Source organism: Cytobacillus sp. Hm23 (assembly GCF_051842895.1).
In the GTDB taxonomy this organism is placed as follows: Bacteria; Bacillota; Bacilli; order Bacillales; family SM2101; genus Nanhaiella.
In genome coordinates this window covers 107,632-126,014 of sequence record NZ_JBPXRQ010000013.1, presented here as the reverse complement: position 1 = coordinate 126,014, position 18,383 = coordinate 107,632, and the positions used below count along the sequence as shown (strand labels likewise).

Annotated in this window: 12 protein-coding genes and 1 pseudogene; 3 read left to right on the top strand and 10 right to left on the bottom strand. The window is 32.6% G+C overall.

From position 1 onward, the window contains the following. Nucleotides 1–7: 7 nt before the first annotated feature. The 7 genes and pseudogenes from ACSVDA_RS10790 to ACSVDA_RS10760 all read right to left on the bottom strand — a co-directional run bounded on the left by ACSVDA_RS10790 (nt 8) and on the right by ACSVDA_RS10760 (nt 6,469). A complete protein-coding gene (locus tag ACSVDA_RS10790) occupies nt 8–679 on the bottom strand; it encodes an ABC transporter permease (protein ID WP_485883099.1) in 672 nt (223 codons plus the stop codon). Between the two features lie 70 nt (nt 680–749). After that, entirely contained in the window at nt 750–1,673 is a 924-nt protein-coding gene (locus ACSVDA_RS10785) for an ABC transporter ATP-binding protein (RefSeq protein WP_485883097.1), read from the bottom strand. A 95-nt stretch (nt 1,674–1,768) separates the two neighbouring features. Next, nucleotides 1,769–2,704 carry a sensor histidine kinase gene (locus ACSVDA_RS10780; RefSeq protein WP_485883095.1) on the bottom strand — a complete coding sequence of 312 codons (936 nt, stop codon included), beginning with the start codon at nt 2,702–2,704 and terminating at the stop codon, nt 1,769–1,771. A 1-nt stretch (nt 2,705) separates the two neighbouring features. After that, a complete protein-coding gene (locus tag ACSVDA_RS10775; protein ID WP_485883093.1) occupies nt 2,706–3,404 on the bottom strand; it encodes a response regulator transcription factor in 699 nt (232 codons plus the stop codon). A 577-nt stretch (nt 3,405–3,981) separates the two neighbouring features. Beyond that, nucleotides 3,982–4,368: pseudogene (locus ACSVDA_RS10770) on the bottom strand (S41 family peptidase); the annotation flags it as partial. A gap of 147 nt (nt 4,369–4,515) precedes the next feature. Next, a complete protein-coding gene (locus ACSVDA_RS10765; protein WP_485883092.1) occupies nt 4,516–5,433 on the bottom strand; it encodes a hypothetical protein in 918 nt (305 codons plus the stop codon). 469 nt (nt 5,434–5,902) lie between these two features. After that, nucleotides 5,903–6,469 carry a phosphatase PAP2 family protein gene (locus tag ACSVDA_RS10760; RefSeq protein WP_485883090.1) on the bottom strand — a complete coding sequence of 189 codons (567 nt, stop codon included), beginning with the start codon at nt 6,467–6,469 and terminating at the stop codon, nt 5,903–5,905. Between the two features lie 796 nt (nt 6,470–7,265). Here ACSVDA_RS10760 and ACSVDA_RS10755 point away from each other — a divergent pair. Both ACSVDA_RS10755 and ACSVDA_RS10750 read left to right on the top strand, forming a co-directional pair. Next, nucleotides 7,266–8,828, top strand: a complete 1,563-nt coding sequence (locus ACSVDA_RS10755; protein ID WP_485883089.1) for an ABC-F family ATP-binding cassette domain-containing protein — start codon at nt 7,266–7,268, stop codon at nt 8,826–8,828. A gap of 566 nt (nt 8,829–9,394) precedes the next feature. Beyond that, on the top strand, nt 9,395–10,141 hold the full coding sequence (locus ACSVDA_RS10750; protein WP_485883087.1) for a MerR family transcriptional regulator: 747 nt from the start codon (nt 9,395–9,397) through the stop codon (nt 10,139–10,141). 74 nt (nt 10,142–10,215) lie between these two features. On the opposite strand, the gene ACSVDA_RS10745 is transcribed toward ACSVDA_RS10750, so the two are convergent. Both ACSVDA_RS10745 and ACSVDA_RS10740 read right to left on the bottom strand, forming a co-directional pair. Next, nucleotides 10,216–12,372, bottom strand: coding sequence for a PAS domain S-box protein (locus ACSVDA_RS10745; protein ID WP_485883085.1), 2,157 nt, complete (start codon nt 12,370–12,372; stop codon nt 10,216–10,218). Nucleotides 12,373–12,787: 415 nt separating this feature from the next. Beyond that, a complete protein-coding gene (locus ACSVDA_RS10740) occupies nt 12,788–14,185 on the bottom strand; it encodes a sigma-54 interaction domain-containing protein (protein WP_485883083.1) in 1,398 nt (465 codons plus the stop codon). Nucleotides 14,186–14,542: 357 nt separating this feature from the next. Between ACSVDA_RS10740 and ACSVDA_RS10735 the strand changes: the two genes are divergently transcribed. Then, nucleotides 14,543–15,742: an ornithine--oxo-acid transaminase gene (locus tag ACSVDA_RS10735; RefSeq protein ID WP_485883082.1), complete on the top strand. Its 1,200-nt coding sequence runs from the start codon at nt 14,543–14,545 to the stop codon at nt 15,740–15,742. 562 nt (nt 15,743–16,304) lie between these two features. Here ACSVDA_RS10735 and ACSVDA_RS10730 read toward each other — a convergent pair. Further along, the gene (locus ACSVDA_RS10730; RefSeq protein ID WP_485883080.1) at nt 16,305–18,071 is read right to left on the bottom strand and encodes a methyl-accepting chemotaxis protein; all 1,767 of its coding nucleotides are present in this window, start codon (nt 18,069–18,071) and stop codon (nt 16,305–16,307) included. Between the last annotated feature and the right edge of the window lie 312 nt (nt 18,072–18,383).

The window sequence follows — 18,383 nt, the reverse complement described above, 5'->3', positions numbered from 1 at the left end:
ACAGCTATTACAAAACATCCTCATTTTCTATATTTCTTATCGATACGTAAGCAATTCCTACTCCAATAGCACATAAAGCCAATGGTATGACAATAATTGAACTTAATGAAAAGCCACCATTATTTGAATTAAGTATTGAAATAATAATTATGGAGGAAACTATCGTTGCTGGTACTGATTTTTTCTTCATACCAAAATATAGTGGTATTAAGCAAATGCCTGAAGCTGCAAGAGCTTGAAGCGCTATTCTACTAAAATGATTTACAACTAAATCCGTCGTCATAACATCTGGGATATAATGATTGTATGACTCAAGTATAATAAAAATAGTACATATAATTATATTAGATAACAAAATTGTAAAAAAAGTGAATCCACTAATCATGATCAGCTTCGAAAATATCAATTTTTTTCTGTTAATAGGATAAGTAAATAGGACAGAAATTGTTTTATTTTTATATTCATCAATAATTAATTTAGCAATAAGAACTGCCGCAAAGATTACAAATGTAATTCTAACAAACGTATCAAGTAATAAAAATAACTCATTATAATCTGGGATAAAGTTGTCTTTTTCTATATAATAAATCATAGCAAAAAAAAGTGTTATTGAAATATTCGCTATGATTACTCCTCTCATAATTCCTTTAAAATTATGTTTCTTTAATTCTAATTTCATTAAATTTAGCATCATATCCACCTCTCATCGTTATGCCTTTATTCTTTCTCAATTCTTTACCTCATTCTATTTAAGCAATCTTCCCATCCCCATTAATCATTTTTAAGAAATATTCCTCTAGTGTATTGCTTTTCTTTGTAATTGATTCAATGGCGACATCTTTTAAAATTAACGCTTTGGAAATTTCACTTTGTGAAATATTTGAATCATAAATTCTTATACATTTTTCGTCAATTATTTTAAAATTCGATATTCTAAGCGTATGTTCTAATACAAAAACAGCCTTTTTACAATCTGTAACTACCATTTCGATAAATTCAGTATTTAATTGTCTAACATTATCCATTGAAAGCTCCTCAATTAATTTTCCGTCCTTAATGATGCCAATTGTATCAGCAATTTGTTCAATTTCTCCTAATATATGACTCGAAATGAGTAACGTAATACCGTACTCCTTGCTTAACATTTTGAATAAATCTCTTAGCTCCTTTATACCAACAGGATCAAGTCCATTTATCGGTTCATCTAAGATTAATAACTCCGGTTTTGTAATAATCGCTCGTGCTATCCCCAGCCTTTGTTTCATACCTAGCGAAAAATGTTTTACCAATTTATCGTCTACATTTTTTAAATTAACAAGTTGCAACGCATGATTTATAGCACTTTTATCGTGATATCCCATATACTCACAGTGCAACTCCAAATTATCCTTTGCTGTAAGCTTTTCATAAAAAATGGGATACTCAATAATACTTCCCAATCTCTTTAAAATTTCGTAAGATGTGTTCGTTAATTTTTCACCGAAGATCTCTATTTCACCACTCGTTGGCTTAAATAAATTTGTTATCATCTTCATAATTGTTGTTTTACCAGCACCATTAGGCCCTAAAAAACCATAAATTTCACCTTTTTTTACTTTCATGTTTACATTAGAAATTATTTCTTTACCTTCTATTACTTTAGTCAACTGGTTAGTTTTCAAAATAAAAGTCAAGTTCATTCCCCTTTCTTAAAGCTTCTATGTCATATCATACCCATCATAATTTTCTTTTTTATCTCTTATTTCTTACAAAAATCTTAAGATTGCGATCATAATGTTAATCTGTTTAATTTAAAGCAAAAACTTGTTTTTTCATGTGGAATACTATGTAAAGTTATTTCCCCTGATAATTCTTCAATCAATCTCTTCGTAATTGTAAGTCCAAGTCCACTCCCTTGAAACTGTTTATTTCTTGAATCGTCAAGAGTAAACAACCGCTCAAATACTAGGTCTTTATCCAATTCGTGAATCCCTTTCCCTTTATCCCAAACTTCTACGTATACGTACTCGGGATCGTTCGATAAGTTAATTCCAATTGTCTTTCCATCGCTCCCATATTGAATCGCATTCGAAATTAAATTGTTTAATATTCTATCAAGAGCTTCTTCATTTGCTAGTGAAAAAATAGTCTTTTCAGGTATATCTATAACAACTTCGAAACCATCTGCTGTTAAAATATCATAAAAGCTCAATATGTTTTTTCTACAAATCTCATTCATATTCACTCTAGTCAATGCTATTTCTTTATCCCCTGACTCCAACTTTGCTAAATCGAAAAATTTATTAATGAGTTCAGATACTTCAATCGTTTTGTTATGTATTTTCGTTAATAATCTATTTCTTTCTTCCATGTTTATATTAGGATTTTGAATAATCGTTTCAATATAGCCTAACACGACAGTCAATGGTGTTTTTAAGTCGTGAGAAATATTTGAAAGCATTTTCTTCATCGATATTTCTAATTTAGTGAAATCAGAAATCACTTGTTGATTCCTATTCAATAGCCGATTAATTTCAATTAACAGCATTTGTAGCTCGTTATGACTTGTGACAAGTAATAATTTTTCACTAGAATCTTGTGTAATAATGTTACTTAGCTTCTTATAGATGTATGTTATATCATTATCTCGATTACGCATCGATTTATATTGTACGAAAATAACAATTATTAATAGGCCTATTACCATAAGCAAGAAAAAAGTCATTTCAAACGTCCCCTAACTTATAGCCAATGCCCCATAAAGTTTTAATATAAATAGGCGAAGAAGGGTTCTCTTCAATTTTTTCTCGCAACCTTCTCATATGTACATTAATAATATTCTCATCTCCAAGATAACCATCATCCCATATCAATTGATAAATCTGCTTTTTAGTAAAAACCCTATTCGGATGTGAAATAAATAACTTTAAAATATGAAATTCTTTTGAAGTTAGCTTAATTTCCTTCCCGTCCTTACTAACTGAAAAATTATTTAGGTCAACTTTAAGTCCATTATATTTCACTATCTTCGTTTCATTATTTTCCCTATTTTGCGAATATTGTTTAGCGCGCCTAATTGCTGCTTGAACACGAGCAGACAACTCTATCATTGAAAATGGCTTTGCGATATAGTCATCTGCACCAAAACCTAAACCTAATGCTTTATCAACATCACTGTCCTTAGCTGACATGATTAAAATTGGGATCGTACTTTTTTCTCTGATTAACTTTAATAAATCTATACCATTAAGTTGTGGGAGCATAATGTCTAATAAAACCAAATCAAATGCGTTATACATTAGTATTCTTTCAGCTTCTCTTCCATCATAAGCAGTCGTTATCAAATACCCTTCTTTTGTCAAGTAATCTTCAACCATTTCACTAATCGATAGATCATCTTCTACAACTAATATTTTTGCTTCCATAACCCACTCACCCTTTTCTAAAAAATACATAGTCACAAAATCTGTTTTTATTGTTGATAAGCTAATAGCCTTTACTAACATTACTAGATATAAATTAATAAATCCTTTATTATTAGTATGTTTTATGGAATTTTACAGCTCTAATACGTTATTTTTTTACACCTTTAATATGTAATTTAAATTATATTTTCATAGACTGAAGTAATAATATGTAAAAATAATGCTCCCTTCTCAACAATTGATTACGATATAAAAAATGAATCATTTGTTAAGGAGATGGTTGTATGTATTTAGCACATGTTTCCAACAATGATAATTCTACTGATTTTATCATCAATGTAAAAGCTCAAAACGTCATAGCTACCGTATAAGTTGGATTAGACCAAAGTATAATTTCATTTGTCCCGAACTGGCTTCACATAAAGAAAAACGCTTTTTAAATATAAAAGCGTCTCAGTAACAATGACTATATTATGAATATAAGTTGTTTTTAGCAAATGAACTCTAAGGAACAATAATTGTTTTGTAAAAGTCGTAAATAAAATCTTGCTTTCATTCCATTTTCATTATGAACGCTTTACTTCATTAAAATCTTTAGTGCTTCCTTTAAATCTATGTCTTCAACAATATGTAACGGTGTCCACGGAATATAAACATTGGGCTTAATACCTACACCTGACATCCCCCTACCTTGATCAATTCTAGTTAACCTAGTAGTTGGATACCATAGCTCGAACAAATTATCCCATTTCATAACAGCAAGGCTAGAGTAGTCATTTAAACCAGCTGTAGATCTGCCAATTACTGTGACCTTTGAAGACTTTTTACTTAGTTCAACAAAAGAGTCACCTGAACTTCCACAATATACATCTGTAAGTATAATAATTTTGCTTGGGGATTTTGCACCTGAAAAGATGGCTAATTCCTTTAAGTCACTGAAATCAAACTTAACGAACCCTTCTCTTGATGTTCTTCCCATTCATCATGTAAATCTTAGAAAGGTAATTATTTGGATGATCCCACCCTCGTTTATCAACACACCCTGAATAATCATGCTGCATAATAGAAACAATTTCGTTAAAAATTTTCTAATACATTAGGTATCCTCCAATTACCTTTGATATGTTATGAGCGTCGGCGAAGGTGAAAACGGAAAAAAACTTGCCATTGCTACAGAATATGGATCAGTATTATCGATTTCAGCATCAATTGCTTTATATGCTCTAGTTTTTGCGAAGTGAATTTGATAGGCTGTCAGTAGTAAAATTAAATTTTCCTCTATACCATTCTTAGTTCCACGCCATCCAAATTCTAGTTTATTCATATCATCTGAATAGTGTAAAAGCGAAAATGCCAATACATTGCTTTTGTGCACTATAATGTAACTACCTTCTAAAAAGGTGTCTTCGTTAAAAATTAATTGTTCCCATTTATTTAAGTCATGAATACCTAATGGGTTGGTAGTATGTGTTGATTCATACGTCTTTTTTATGAGCATAACAATTTCTTCTTTAAGTTCGTTGTTAAAGCTAGTATCCGAAAGGCTCACTACCGAGTGTTCAGCATGTTTAAGCTGTAATTCGTTTACAATCACTGACAAATCAGCTACCATTGATAGATCTAATAAACTGTTATATGTTCTTCTAACCTCTTTGAAACCCGTTGATTCATAGAAATTCTTTAGCTTAAGCGATGTCTTCCAAATAGATGTTTGTAAAGGAAGCATATCGTCACAATAGTACTGAAGTTGTTCAAGTAATTTATGCAAGTCAACAATATATAATGGCTTAGCAGCTATAGAGATGTACGTACAGTATGGGTGGAATACGGATTTCCAAGCTACTGCCATCCCGACTAAATTCTTATTATATGAAACAGAGATGGAACATATTTTCATGGTACTCTTGAATCCTCTTAAGAAATACTCCTTTGACTGTTCATCATCTCCATAGCAAGAACGTAGTAATTCTTTCACTTGCTTTTCTGGTTGAACACTATTTATGTCATATTCTAATGTATTATCTATCATAAAATCTCCATATACTTAGTATAAATATTTGACTACACTTTACTCATTTCAATTACCTAAAAACATTGACGCTTTATTGTCTTTAACATATTTATATGTGACTTTATCGGCTTTCTACATACTCTCATCATTTATTACCCATGCCCCCAATCCATATTTATCCTGTTTTTATATATTTTATTAGTTTTCTTACACTTATTCTACTAGAATAAATAACTCTTTAAACAAAAAGCTTATAATTGTCAACTTTACATTAACATCTGTTAATTTGCTCCACCTAGCATACTAAACTTTATGAAGCGAGGACATCAGCTGAAAGGTGATAATCATTTGATCTCCAAAAATATAAATACCCTAGCCATTTTGTATGGGGCTAGGGTATTTATATAATGATTTAATGTATAGTTTAGGTTATTTTTCAAATTAAGATATCAAAACGTACACAACTACAACTTTTGTATTACGTCGTTTATTTTTTCAAAAAGGTATTTGGAATGTAGTTACATAAATATATAGCTAATATCAATAAAATTAGCCCGAGCATATGGCCTGCTATGACATCTGTTGGAAAGTGTGCTCCCAATGCAATTCGACTAATACCGATTAACATTATTAGTACCCCTCCACAAAAGCCTATGATGATTTTTTCCTTTAGTACTGTACGTTTATGTACAATTAAATATGTAGCTAAACCATAAGCTACTAATCCTATCAATGCTCCACCGCTAGGAAAACTAAAACCACCCTCTTGTATGGCTGGATGAATGTCAGGCCTCTCCCTTTGAAAAAATTCTTTTAACATTTTATTAAGCACATTTGAGAAAAAAACCATTATTACAAGAAGGATAATTCCCTTAAAATCACGATACTTGAGGCTTAAGAATATTATCATAACAACAACGAGTGTAACGATACCTGTTGTAGAACCAAACCAGGCGATAAATTCAAACATTTTAAAAATAAGTGATTGGTGTTCAACAATAAAAATATCACTAATTACCTTATCTATTAATAATAACTCTGTTCCCTTTATCATGTTTGCAAGCAAGAGAAATATTAAACCCATTACAACACAGAGTGCTATGACTACGGTTAGAGATAGATTGCTCTTAGGCTTTGACTTGATGTTCATATTAATAATTCAGTCTCCCTTTTATGTTTTATTGAAGTAATCATTTTATGTAGTTTACCTAATCTATTAGAAAAAAAATCTGTTCTGGAAATCATGTCAAATTTTTATCTTTTGAACGAATACCTTGGTACCTACACAGGTACTCCATTATCCCCTGCTTGAGATATTAATATCTTTTTCTCAGCTTAGCGCTTATTATAACGAATCAACTACTTACATTCTGTAATATGAATGACACACCCTTCTTTTAATTTTTGATAACATATATTTTTCACATTAATTCTGCGAATTACAAGCCCTTCTTCTTTCTGAAGGGATCTAGTACCTTAACTTTTTTGAAGGCTCTTAGCGTTAACTTTTTTTGCTACTTGTACTAAAAATAGGCAGAATAATGAATTTATGAGAACTCAATAATTGTAAAAGTTGAAAAATATGCTCCGAAAACTAGTTTACGTGTTTATTTTTTGTACGAAAACAATTATATACGAAAACTCCCTATTATTAAAAGCAACAATAAAATTGGAATATATCCACGATACTTCTTCTTCATTCTATATGTTATGATTGACAGAAGAAATTACAGAAAAAACCTATATAGTTAGGCTGTTTATTTAAAATTGAAAACAATAGCAATCTCGACTCCTATTTAGTATTATGAGTCGAGATGCTTCTTTAAGATATTTAATGGAGGAATATATCAATGAGTTTATTAACAATTGACGACTTAAGTCATAGTTTTGGAGATCGAACACTTTTTAAGGATGTGTCTCTACGACTATTAGCTGGAGAACATGTTGGGCTAGTCGGAGCAAACGGTGTAGGTAAATCGACGTTAATGAATATAATTACCGGACAATTAATCCATGATACTGGTAGAGTGGAATGGACACCGAATGTTGAATATGGCTACCTTGATCAACATACAGTGTTAACTCCTGGAAAAACAATAAAAGACGTGTTAAATGATGCTTTCTTACCGCTTTTTGAACAAGAAAAACAGTTGAATGAAATAACAGCACAAATGGCTACAGCCTCTCCAGAGGAATTAGAAGTCTTACTAGAAAAAATGGGAGATATTCAAGATCAGCTTGATGCTGGAGGGTTTTATTCACTTGATCTGAAAGTTGATGAGGCAGCTCGTGGACTTGGGCTAGATGCCATTGGTTTAGAACGAGATGTTGCCACACTAAGTGGGGGGCAACGCACAAAAGTATTACTTGCTAAACTGTTATTAGAGCAACCGAAAGTACTATTACTAGATGAGCCGACTAACTTTTTAGATGTTGAGCATATAAACTGGCTTAGCCATTATTTAAAAGAATATCCTCACGCCTTTATGTTAATTTCACATGACACAGAATTTATGAATAGGGTTGTAAATGTCATATTTCATCTCGAATTTTCAAAGTTAACAAGGTATACCGCAAACTACGAAAAATTCCTAGAAATGGCGGACATCAATAAAAACCAACACCTTCAAGCATATGAAAAGCAACAAGAGCATATTAAAAAACAAGAAGATTTTATTGCAAAAAATAAAGCACGATATTCAACTACTGGACGAGCAAAAAGTCGTCAAAAGCAATTAGATCGGATGGAGAGGATTGATCGCCCTGAAATGGCAATGAAACCAACATTCGAATTTAAAGAATCACGTGGAAGCAGTCGTTTTGTCTTTGAAGGAAAAGACCTTGAAATAGGCTATGCCAATCCTCTATTGCCTAAATTAACAATGACGATCGAGCGAGGAGAAAAGATTGCCATCGTTGGCTGTAACGGAGTAGGAAAGTCTACACTATTAAAAACGATACTAGGAACGATCAATCCATTAAGTGGATCAGCTATACGTGGAGATTTTCTCTATCCATCTTATTTTGAGCAAGAAGTAAAAGTTGAAAGCATTACACCGATTGATGACGTCTGGAATGAGTTTCCTCAATTAGACCAACACCAGGTAAGGGCAGTACTTGCGCGTTGCGGCTTAAAAAACGAACATATTTCTCGACCACTCAATCAGTTAAGTGGAGGAGAACAAGCAAAGGTACGACTATGTAAATTACTCATGAATGAAAGTAACTGGTTACTGTTCGATGAGCCAACTAATCATCTAGACGTCGTTGCCAAAGAAGAGCTAAGACGAGCGTTAAAAGCATACAAAGGAACGGTTCTCCTAGTGTGTCACGAACCTGACTTCTATGAGGATTGGGTAACAAAAGTTTGGAATGTTGAAGAATGGGCTAACCAAACTATTGAACAAGCATAAATAAGAGCCTACCTAATTTAACCACAGCTAACACTATTCCGCAGTTGGCTTTGATGTAAAAATACGCCAAGACTGTAGAGCTAGGCATTCATAAAAACTAATGTACAATCGATTGAGACCGTCAAGTTAACAGCTTACGGTCTTTATTGTTGTTTTCAGAATGATGGTTGAAATAATACGTAATCAACCTCTGTTTCGTAGTAGCTTTCCTTCTATAAAATAGGAATATAACTTTGTTTTGCCGCTGGAAATTTGAAAGTAAAGTCCAACAAAGTTGTAAGCTATTTTGCCGCCATCGTTTTACAAAAGTAAAAGATACCATACAATCTTCTACATCCATACTTATTTCTACTCATACAAATTTAATGTTCAAAGGCTATTTATTCTCTTTATTTATGCCTTTCCATTATCTTTGTTGCTATTGCTCCTATACTAGAAGTTTTCGTACAGTCATCGTTTTATAAAAAACACCACAAAAACAATTATTTATGTAAAAACTTCCTTTTTAATATTGACTCTAACGTTACGTTATACTTTATAGTAAAAGTTGAAGGGAGGTTATAACCATGTCAAAGAGAGTTAAAGAAGTTGCAGATTTGGTAGGTATAAGTGTGCGCACACTACACCATTATGATGAAATTGGACTGCTAAAACCAGCTAAAGTGACTGAAGCTGGTTATCGGCTATATACCGATGATAATCTTGAAACATTACAACAAATCCTCTTTTTTAGAGAGCTTGGCTTCCCTTTAAAAAAAATTAAAGAGATTATTAATAGCCCTTCATTTAACCGGCGTGAAGCGTTAGAACTTCACCAACAAATGTTAATAGAAAAGCGACGTCGACTAGATAACATGATTACAACGATTAATAAAACGATCAAGCATATGAAAGGAGAAATTCACATGACGAATAAAGAAAAATTCGAAGGCTTTGATTTCAGTCATAATCCCTACGAGGAGGAAGCACGTAAACGTTGGGGAGATAAAGCTGTGGATACAGTAAACACTGGTATAACAAATATGTCTAAAGATGAAAGGGAGCATTTTTCCAAAGAGTGGGACTCAGTGTATATGAAACTTGCATTACTTCGAGACCGTTCACCTGAATCTCAAGTAGCACAAGAAGCAATTAAAGAATGGTATGATCTTTTGAATAAGATAGGAAATTATTCTCCTGAGGCATTTAAAGGATTAGGGCAATTGTATGTTAATGATGAACGCTTCACAAAGAATATTGACAAATACGGTGAAGGCTTAGCAAAATTCATGTGTAAATCAATGGAAATATTTGCAGAAAACAATGAGAAATAACCATTATTATTTAACCTAGAAAATTTCCACATACAAAAAGGGCAGAACTCTCCTGCCCTCTTTTCTATTCTATGCTAAGCCGTTTTAGGCAACAAAATATTAAAGGTTGTTCCTTTGTTTTCTTCACTTTCAATAAAAACTTTACCATAATGACTTTCAATTATTTTAAAGCTAACCATTAGCCCAAGCCCATTTCCATCTTTTTTTGTCGTATAAAATGGTTCACCTAACTTCTTCATCTTTTCTTCTGGAATACCTACACCTGTATCATGAATGGTAATTTGAACATGCTCATCAAGAATGACTGCTCTTACAATAAGGTCTCCACCATTTGGCATCGCTTCTATACCATTTTTAATAAAGTTTAAGAAAACTTGCTTTAAGCGATTTTCATCACATGCGACCTTTATTTCTTCCTCGTTATATTCGAATTTAAGTTTTACTTTCCTTTTTTTAGCTTCAAATTCTAATAATGATAAGACATTATTGATCATAGGTATAATATCCTTCACTTTTAACAATGGTGCATTAGGTTTTGCAAGTACCATAAAGTCCTCAACAATAGAGTTCACTCGTTCAATTTCATCAAGAATAATATCGAGGAATTCCTGTCGTTCAATATTATTTTCATCCTCTCTTAGAAATTCTGCATAGCCCTTCATTGAAGTGAGGGGATTTCGAATTTCATGAGCAACACCTGCTGCTAATTGACCGACCGCAGCTAATTTATCTTGTCGATGAAGCATTTCTTCCGTTTTTTTCTGATCTGTGATGTCATTTCTAATCGCTAAATATTGATACGGTTTTCCATCCTCATTAACAAAAGGTACAATTGTTGTATAAACCCAATAAAATGATCCATCCTTAGCTTTATTATGAATTTCACCTTTCCATATGTCACCATTCCCTATCGTTTTCCACATGTTTTTAAAAAAATCAGTGGAATGGTATCCAGAGTTCAACAAACTATGATTCTTGCCGAGTAACTCCTCTCTATCGTATTTAGAAATCTTACAAAATTCATCATTTGCATACGTAATAAAGCCTTGACGATCAGTAATTGCCACAATTGTTGATTGATCTAAAGCATATTTGATATCGCTTATTTCTTTTAATTTATCCTTCAATTGAAGCTCGGTTAGCTTTTTACTTGTAATATCATTTCTAATCGATACATATTGATAAGGTTTTCCTTTGCTATTAAGTAATGGGACAATAGTTGTATCTACCCAATAATGGGTTCCATCCTTTGCTCTATTTCTAATTTGTCCTTTCCATACATCACCGTGACCAATCGTTTGCCATAGCTCTCTGAAAAATGTTGATGAATGATAATTTGAATTCAAAATTCTATGGTTCTGTCCAATTAATTCATGCTCCTCATATTTGGAAATTTGCACAAATTTATCATTCACATATGTGATAGATCCTTTTGCATCAGTAATAGCGACAATAGAAGATTCGTCTAACGCGGTTGTAATGTCCTTTGCATATGTCTCTTTAGATGCTACTCTTCTATTTAATGAAATGCTATTCGCCAAAAGTCCTGAAAAAATCATTATAGAAAATACAAGTACAACAAATAGAGCTGTGACATCTTGATTCCCACTTTGCACCAACCCATCCCCGCTGTGAAACTGGAGGTTAGATGCTCTAATTAAAATAAAATGATTTTGTACAATTGCACAAGTAATTAGAAAAGAGCAAATCGGTGTGATCCAAGTCCGAATTGTTGCAGACTGTGTTGGCAGTTGAAACAATATCCAAAAAGAAAATACAAAAGTTCCTAATACGATCATACTTGATAAAGCAACTAGCAATATATTATAGACAACATCAGACACAGCTGAGATACCAATAATATGGCTAGTGACAAGACCAATGGTCATTACTAAACTACATATAAAAATATGTATAAACTTTGTGGATTTCTTAGTTACTAGGGAAAAGGAAGTTGCGGTAAACAAAAGTGCTAGAATGAAAGAAAAAGTCGCTAGAGGTATGTGAAAAATCTTTATCCCTTGTGGAGCACTAGCAAGTATACCTAAAAAATTAACGATCCAAATGCCAATTGCCATAGAAATAGATCCACTTATAAATATGCGTCGTTTATTTTTTTCAGCTTTTTTATATATTAATAATAAATCTATAGCAGTATAAGTAGCTAATATAGTTAGTATAATTGACAATAATATAAGAAACGGATTAAACGAGTCAACTATATATTCCATTTATCATTCAGACTCCCTCATTTAAAGTTTACACTATAATTGTAATGGAATTGTTTGCTACATGGAAGGTCTAAAATCTGCTTATACAGAAAAAAATCAGCTTGGTTTTCGTATATCAATACTGTTTTCGCAATGATTGTTGCTTTTCGTACTAAAAAAAAATACTTTTAAACCAAGTATGTTTCATCCACTTAGTCTCAATAATCAACAAAGTTTGTGAAAGAAAACTTAAATCAAAGACAGGAAACGTTTTTGTCTCATTAATGTTGGTGTTCATACTAAGAGTAACAGAGAAATTTAACAACCTTTTGTGGCAACTGTTCTTATAAGCAACAAAATTTTCGAAAAGCACCTTTCTAAAGACTAGAGAAACATACCTAACTACTCTAATGTATTAACAATAGCGATAAGTTTACTAAAAGTGCTTGTTAATTTGATATTTTCTCAGTCGATATTGAAGGCTCTGTCTACTCATGCCAAGAGCTTTTGCAGTATTAGATATATTATAATCATTGACTTGAAGAGCTTCTTTAATATACTCAACCTCCGCATTATTCATATATTCTTCAAGTGTTTTAAATGACTCCTCATTATTTAAAGCAACTTGAATAGCATGCTGTTTGAACTGAGGTTTATTTCTAAATTGAATTGGTAAATGTGCAAATGTAATGTCTTCATTCTCATCAATAAAATTCATTGCGCCTTCTACGATATGTTCTAATTCTCTTACATTTCCAGGCCAATCATAATCATAAAAAGATCTCATTACTTGTTCATCGATTTGTTTAACACTCATCCCAAACAGTTTATTATACTTTTTAATAAAACTATTTAATAGCAGATTAATGTCCTCTTTTCTATCACGTAATGGTGGAATAAATACTGATACTACACTTAATCGATAGTATAAATCCTTTCTTAATCGTCCTTCAGCAATTGCATCTATTGGATCTTCATTCATTGTTGCTATAATACGCACATCGATTGGCGTATCTTTCGTGTCACCGATACGCCGTATACTTTTTTCTTGAAGTGCACGTAATAGCTTGGCTTGTAATAAGGGGTTCAAAGAATTGATTTCATCAAGAAGTAATGTCCCTCCTTCCGCTTGTTCAAATAACCCTGGCCGCTCTATTGCTCCTGTAAAGGCACCCTTCTTCGTACCAAATAATAACCCTTCAATAAGATGATCAGGAAGAGCAGCGCAATTCTGTGATATAAAGGGTTTTGCAGATCGAGAGCTTCCGTTATGAATGCTTTGAGCAAATAGTTCTTTTCCTGTTCCAGTCTCACCGACAATGAGTACGGAAGACGAAGTTCGTGTTGCTCGCTTACTAGTCTCAATTAGTTCCTTCATCACTTGACTATCACTTAAAATATGTTCAAATGTAAAAGTTGCATTGCCTTTTTTCTGCATATTTTCCCGTATAAGTCTCTCAAGTTTAGTTACATCTTTAGCAATTTCCATCGCACCAATCATTTGTTTTTTACCATTGCTAATTGGAAAGGTATCGTTTATAGTTGTAATTTCTTTTCCTAGTAGGTTAAAATATGTTTGTTTTACATTCCTTGTTATTTGCAAATGTTGTAGCGCTTGTATGAGTGTGCTTGACTGTTGATCCTGAAATGTATAGCTTTCTAATAAATTTTTGTGTAACACATCTTCACGTTCCATGCCTTCTATTTGTGCCATTTTTTTATTGTATATAATCGTTCGTCCATGCTGATCTATCACATGAACACCGATATCAATTTCATCTACAAGTTGATCAAATATTAACAGAAGCTTATTTTCATGTTTTTTGTTATTCATCTTCATCACCACAATAATATTGTAGATGAACAACATGACAGCCGCAATATAATTATGCACTAATCATACAATGTAATAACATAATGCAAATTTTTTTTGCACAAATACATATTTATATTTGTTAAATACTAATGATACAAGTCTATTTCACATTGACTGTTGTTTTCCTACTATGAAATGAACATGTACACAACTAGACTTCGCATCGTTTTTTCTTCAGTAAAACAAGGAATACCATATAAAGCCACTTATTACAGTTAAAATGGGAAACAATAGTGTAAGAAAAGCCTTTTGTTGGCATGGAAATTGCAATGTATATAACTACACTATTTTTAAGTAAAAGAAGGAGAGAATTTGATGAACACAACAACTTCAAATCGCATCATTGAACAAACTGAGAAGTACGGAGCTCACAACTACCATCCACTTCCTATCGTTATTTCAAAAGCAGAAGGTGTTTGGGTTGAAGATCCAGAGGGTAATAAATATATGGATATGTTAAGTGCCTATTCTGCAGTTAACCAAGGGCACCGTCATCCAAAAATAATTCAAGCATTGAAAGATCAAGCTGACAAAGTAACATTAACCTCACGTGCTTTTCATAACGATCAACTAGGTCCTTGGTATGAAAAAATTTGTGAATTGACAGGTAAAGAAATGGCTTTACCTATGAATACAGGTGCCGAAGCAGTTGAAACGGCAATTAAGGCAGTACGCCGTTGGGGTTATGACGTTAAAGGCATTGCACAAGATCAAGCTGAAATCATCGCTTGTGAAGGTAACTTTCATGGGAGAACAATGACAGCTGTTTCTCTATCTTCAGAGGCAGAATATAAGCGTGGATTCGGCCCAATGCTTCCTGGTATTAAATTAATACCATATGGTGATTTAGAAGCTTTAAAAGCAGCCATTACGCCAAACACTGCAGGCTTCTTACTTGAACCAATTCAAGGTGAAGCGGGTATCGTATTTCCTCCAGATGGATTCTTAAAAGAAGCTTATGATCTTTGTAAGCAACAGAATGTATTATTTATTGCTGATGAAATTCAAGCAGGCTTAGCACGCACAGGAAAAATGTTTGCTACCGAATGGGAAAACGTAGAACCAGATATGTGGATTCTCGGAAAAGCATTAGGTGGTGGTGTATTCCCAATCTCTTGTGTAGTCGCAAATAAAGACATTCTTAATGTATTTAACCCTGGATCACACGGATCAACATTTGGTGGGAACCCACTTGCATGTGCGGTATCACTCGCATCATTAGAAGTGTTAGAGGAAGAAAAGCTTGCAGAAAGATCATTTGAGCTAGGAAATTACTTCACAGATAAGCTGAAAGAAATTAATAATCCAATGATAAAAGAAATACGTGGCAGAGGGTTATTTATTGGAGTAGAGTTACATGAACCGGCACGTAAATATTGTGAAACACTTAAAGCAGAAGGTTTACTATGTAAAGAAACACATGAAAATGTTATCAGATTCGCTCCACCACTTGTTATTAAACAAGATGAGCTTGACTGGGCGATTGAACGTATCCAAAAAGTTTTAGGAATGTAACGCCTTGGTCAATCACTACAGCAAAATAGTGGTGAATGACTAAATAAGCAGCAAATACAAAATGCTCCATCATCTTGTTGTCCTCAAACAAGCGCTGGAGCATTTTTTATACTATTGTACCACCTCAACTGGGTGTTCTTCACTTAAAGGTCGTAATATTCAAGAATCTTCTCGTGAACTATGTTGCTATTTATAAGAAATTACCTCAGTTAAGAATGGATTAAATTCATACTTATCGTTGTATAATATTAGATATCACGAACGATCATTGTATACGTGTGTAGTTCATACCATCAATGCGAAAACAACCTTATCTATATTCTTTGATTAGGCTGTTTTCAGATTTTTTGTTGCTAATTTATCACCGATTACAACTAGCTTTCGTTATTAAATAATTAGGGACGGATTATGTAGCCGTTGAAAATTTTATATAAAAGCATCAAATCAAAAAATAACAAATAGAACGATTATTAGACGTTAGAATTTTTCAAATAGTATTTACACGCTTTCGCCATTTTAAGTGAACATTCATATAAACTTAGATCGCTCCATACTAAAATAACTATACTTTAAAAATGGCAATGGACTTGTTCAATTGATCTACTACCTTCATTAATTCATACGCAGCAGCATCCATATTTTCTATTAAGGCTAACTGTTCTTCAGCAGCAGCAACAACATTTTGTGATTTTGCAAAAATGTCATGAGAGGTTGTTTTAGAATTAGCCATGGATGAGGCGACCTCTTGTGAACTTGCAGCTAGTTGTTGTGTAATTGCTGAGGTCTCATGAATATGATCACCCATATCTTTAATATGTTTTGAAATGATTTTAAAATCTTCACTAACCTCTACCATGGATTGATTGCTTTTCGCTGATTCTTCTACTGCAGATTTCATACTCTCTGTTACATTAGAGATTTCATTTTGGGTATCAACAATTAATGTTTGAATACTTTCTGCAGATTCCAATGAACTTGTAGCCAGTTTTCTAATTTCCTCAGCAACTACTGCAAAACCACGCCCTTGTTCACCAGCTCTTGCTGCTTCAATAGAGGCATTTAATGAAAGAAGATTTGTCTGATTAGCGAATGTTGTTATATTGTCTATGATAGAGCCAATTTTGTCAGAACGTTGATTTAACGAAGTAACAATGGTAGCTAAGTGTTTAATTGTGTTCATCATACTTTCAATTTGATTTTGCAGTTGTATAACTACTTCATTTCCTTTATCTGCCTGATGATCTGTTTTTTCTGAAAGCATCGAGATATACGAAGTACTTTCAGCGATTTTTTGAACACCTGTTGCCATTTCTTCCACGGATGTGCTCGTTTCATCTATCATGTTTGCTTGGACTTCAATTCCTCCAGTAATAGTCTGTATATTATCAGCTACATGGTTAGTAGCAGCTGAAGATTCTTTGCTACTTTGACTTAGTTCAATAGAAGCTTTTTGAACAGTTTTAGAATGTTCATTAATACTAAAAATGAGCTCCCTTAATTTTGAAACCATTACATCCGAACCCTTTAACATTTTCCCGAGTTCACTATTCGTATAATTGCTTTTTAATTCAACTTGAAGATTACCTTCACTCACATCCTGTATTTTAAACAAAATTTCATGTATTGTTCTAATCATTCCTCTAATGAAAAGTAAACCACCTCCAGTAATCATTAAAAAGAAGAATAAAAAAATGGAAAAAAACCATATTTTAGTTGTTTTGTTTGAAAGGTGTATATCATCAATATTATTTAGTGCATAATCATTTAATATATCTCCAGATATTTTTAAGTTATCACGTGCGGCTTCAAAAACAGTTAGTGAATCCTTATACAAAGTATAGCTTGGATCCTTTTCTTCAGTGATTTTAGCCCAAACCCCAAAATGTTCCTTAAAATCTAATAGTAGCTGTTGAATCGTTATGTTATTAGTGTCAGTTTGAGATGAAGTATCTTCCAGACTGTTATCCTCGCTAGTTGGTTGTGTAATGTCTTGTAAGTTTTGCTCTTGAATAATAGTTAAAGACTCGTCAACTTTTTCAACTGCTCTTGTAATGTTACTTTGAATATCTAGACGTGTTTCTTCTATAAATTCATCTGAATTCCCCTCTATTGTTAACGACTGGAACCCAACTAATGCTTGATATAAATCTTTATCGGCATCTAAAATTAAGGAGTTTGTTTGAAATGACGTATCATACAAAGACTGTATAAGCTTCTCTACATTTCTATCATTTAAATACAGTAATATAGAACTGGACAATAAAGATAATAATAAAGGTGTACAAAAGAGTATTAATAATTTTTTCTTAACTGAAGTATTCTTAAACATTGTTTGTCTCCTTTACGAGCTTAGGAAAGTTCTATAGCAATATGCTGTGTGTTGTTCATTAATGGCTGTTTTTGCATTGATTAGTTCTCTCGATTAATTAAGACATAAATATGAATATAATTAACATTTGTAAAAATGGCATCAAAGTTTACTAAAAAAGAGCCTGCTTAATATCTCCGTGCTGTATTATTGTTTATAGACCTCATTTTCGTTCGCTCTATATTTGTATAAGATGCTTTCGCATAAATTATTTTTTCGTACTATCATTTAATACACGTATATATCTACCTTTCTGGCATCTTTCCTACTTTA

What these genes read in the sequence shown, in the direction of transcription:
- ACSVDA_RS10790 (WP_485883099.1), bottom strand. Translation starts at nt 679, where the DNA reads ATGAAATTAGAATTAAAGAAACATAATTTTAAAGGAATTATGAGAGGA.
- ACSVDA_RS10780 (WP_485883095.1), bottom strand. Translation starts at nt 2,704, where the DNA reads ATGACTTTTTTCTTGCTTATGGTAATAGGCCTATTAATAATTGTTATT.
- ACSVDA_RS10760 (WP_485883090.1), bottom strand. Translation starts at nt 6,469, where the DNA reads ATGATAAAGGGAACAGAGTTATTATTAATAGATAAGGTAATTAGTGAT.
- ACSVDA_RS10745 (WP_485883085.1), bottom strand. Translation starts at nt 12,372, where the DNA reads ATGGAATATATAGTTGACTCGTTTAATCCGTTTCTTATATTATTGTCA.
- ACSVDA_RS10765 (WP_485883092.1), bottom strand. Translation starts at nt 5,433, where the DNA reads ATGATAGATAATACATTAGAATATGACATAAATAGTGTTCAACCAGAA.
- ACSVDA_RS10775 (WP_485883093.1), bottom strand. Translation starts at nt 3,404, where the DNA reads ATGGAAGCAAAAATATTAGTTGTAGAAGATGATCTATCGATTAGTGAA.
- ACSVDA_RS10730 (WP_485883080.1), bottom strand. Translation starts at nt 18,071, where the DNA reads ATGTTTAAGAATACTTCAGTTAAGAAAAAATTATTAATACTCTTTTGT.
- ACSVDA_RS10740 (WP_485883083.1), bottom strand. Translation starts at nt 14,185, where the DNA reads ATGAATAACAAAAAACATGAAAATAAGCTTCTGTTAATATTTGATCAA.
- ACSVDA_RS10750 (WP_485883087.1), top strand. Translation starts at nt 9,395, where the DNA reads ATGTCAAAGAGAGTTAAAGAAGTTGCAGATTTGGTAGGTATAAGTGTG.
- ACSVDA_RS10735 (WP_485883082.1), top strand. Translation starts at nt 14,543, where the DNA reads ATGAACACAACAACTTCAAATCGCATCATTGAACAAACTGAGAAGTAC.
- ACSVDA_RS10755 (WP_485883089.1), top strand. Translation starts at nt 7,266, where the DNA reads ATGAGTTTATTAACAATTGACGACTTAAGTCATAGTTTTGGAGATCGA.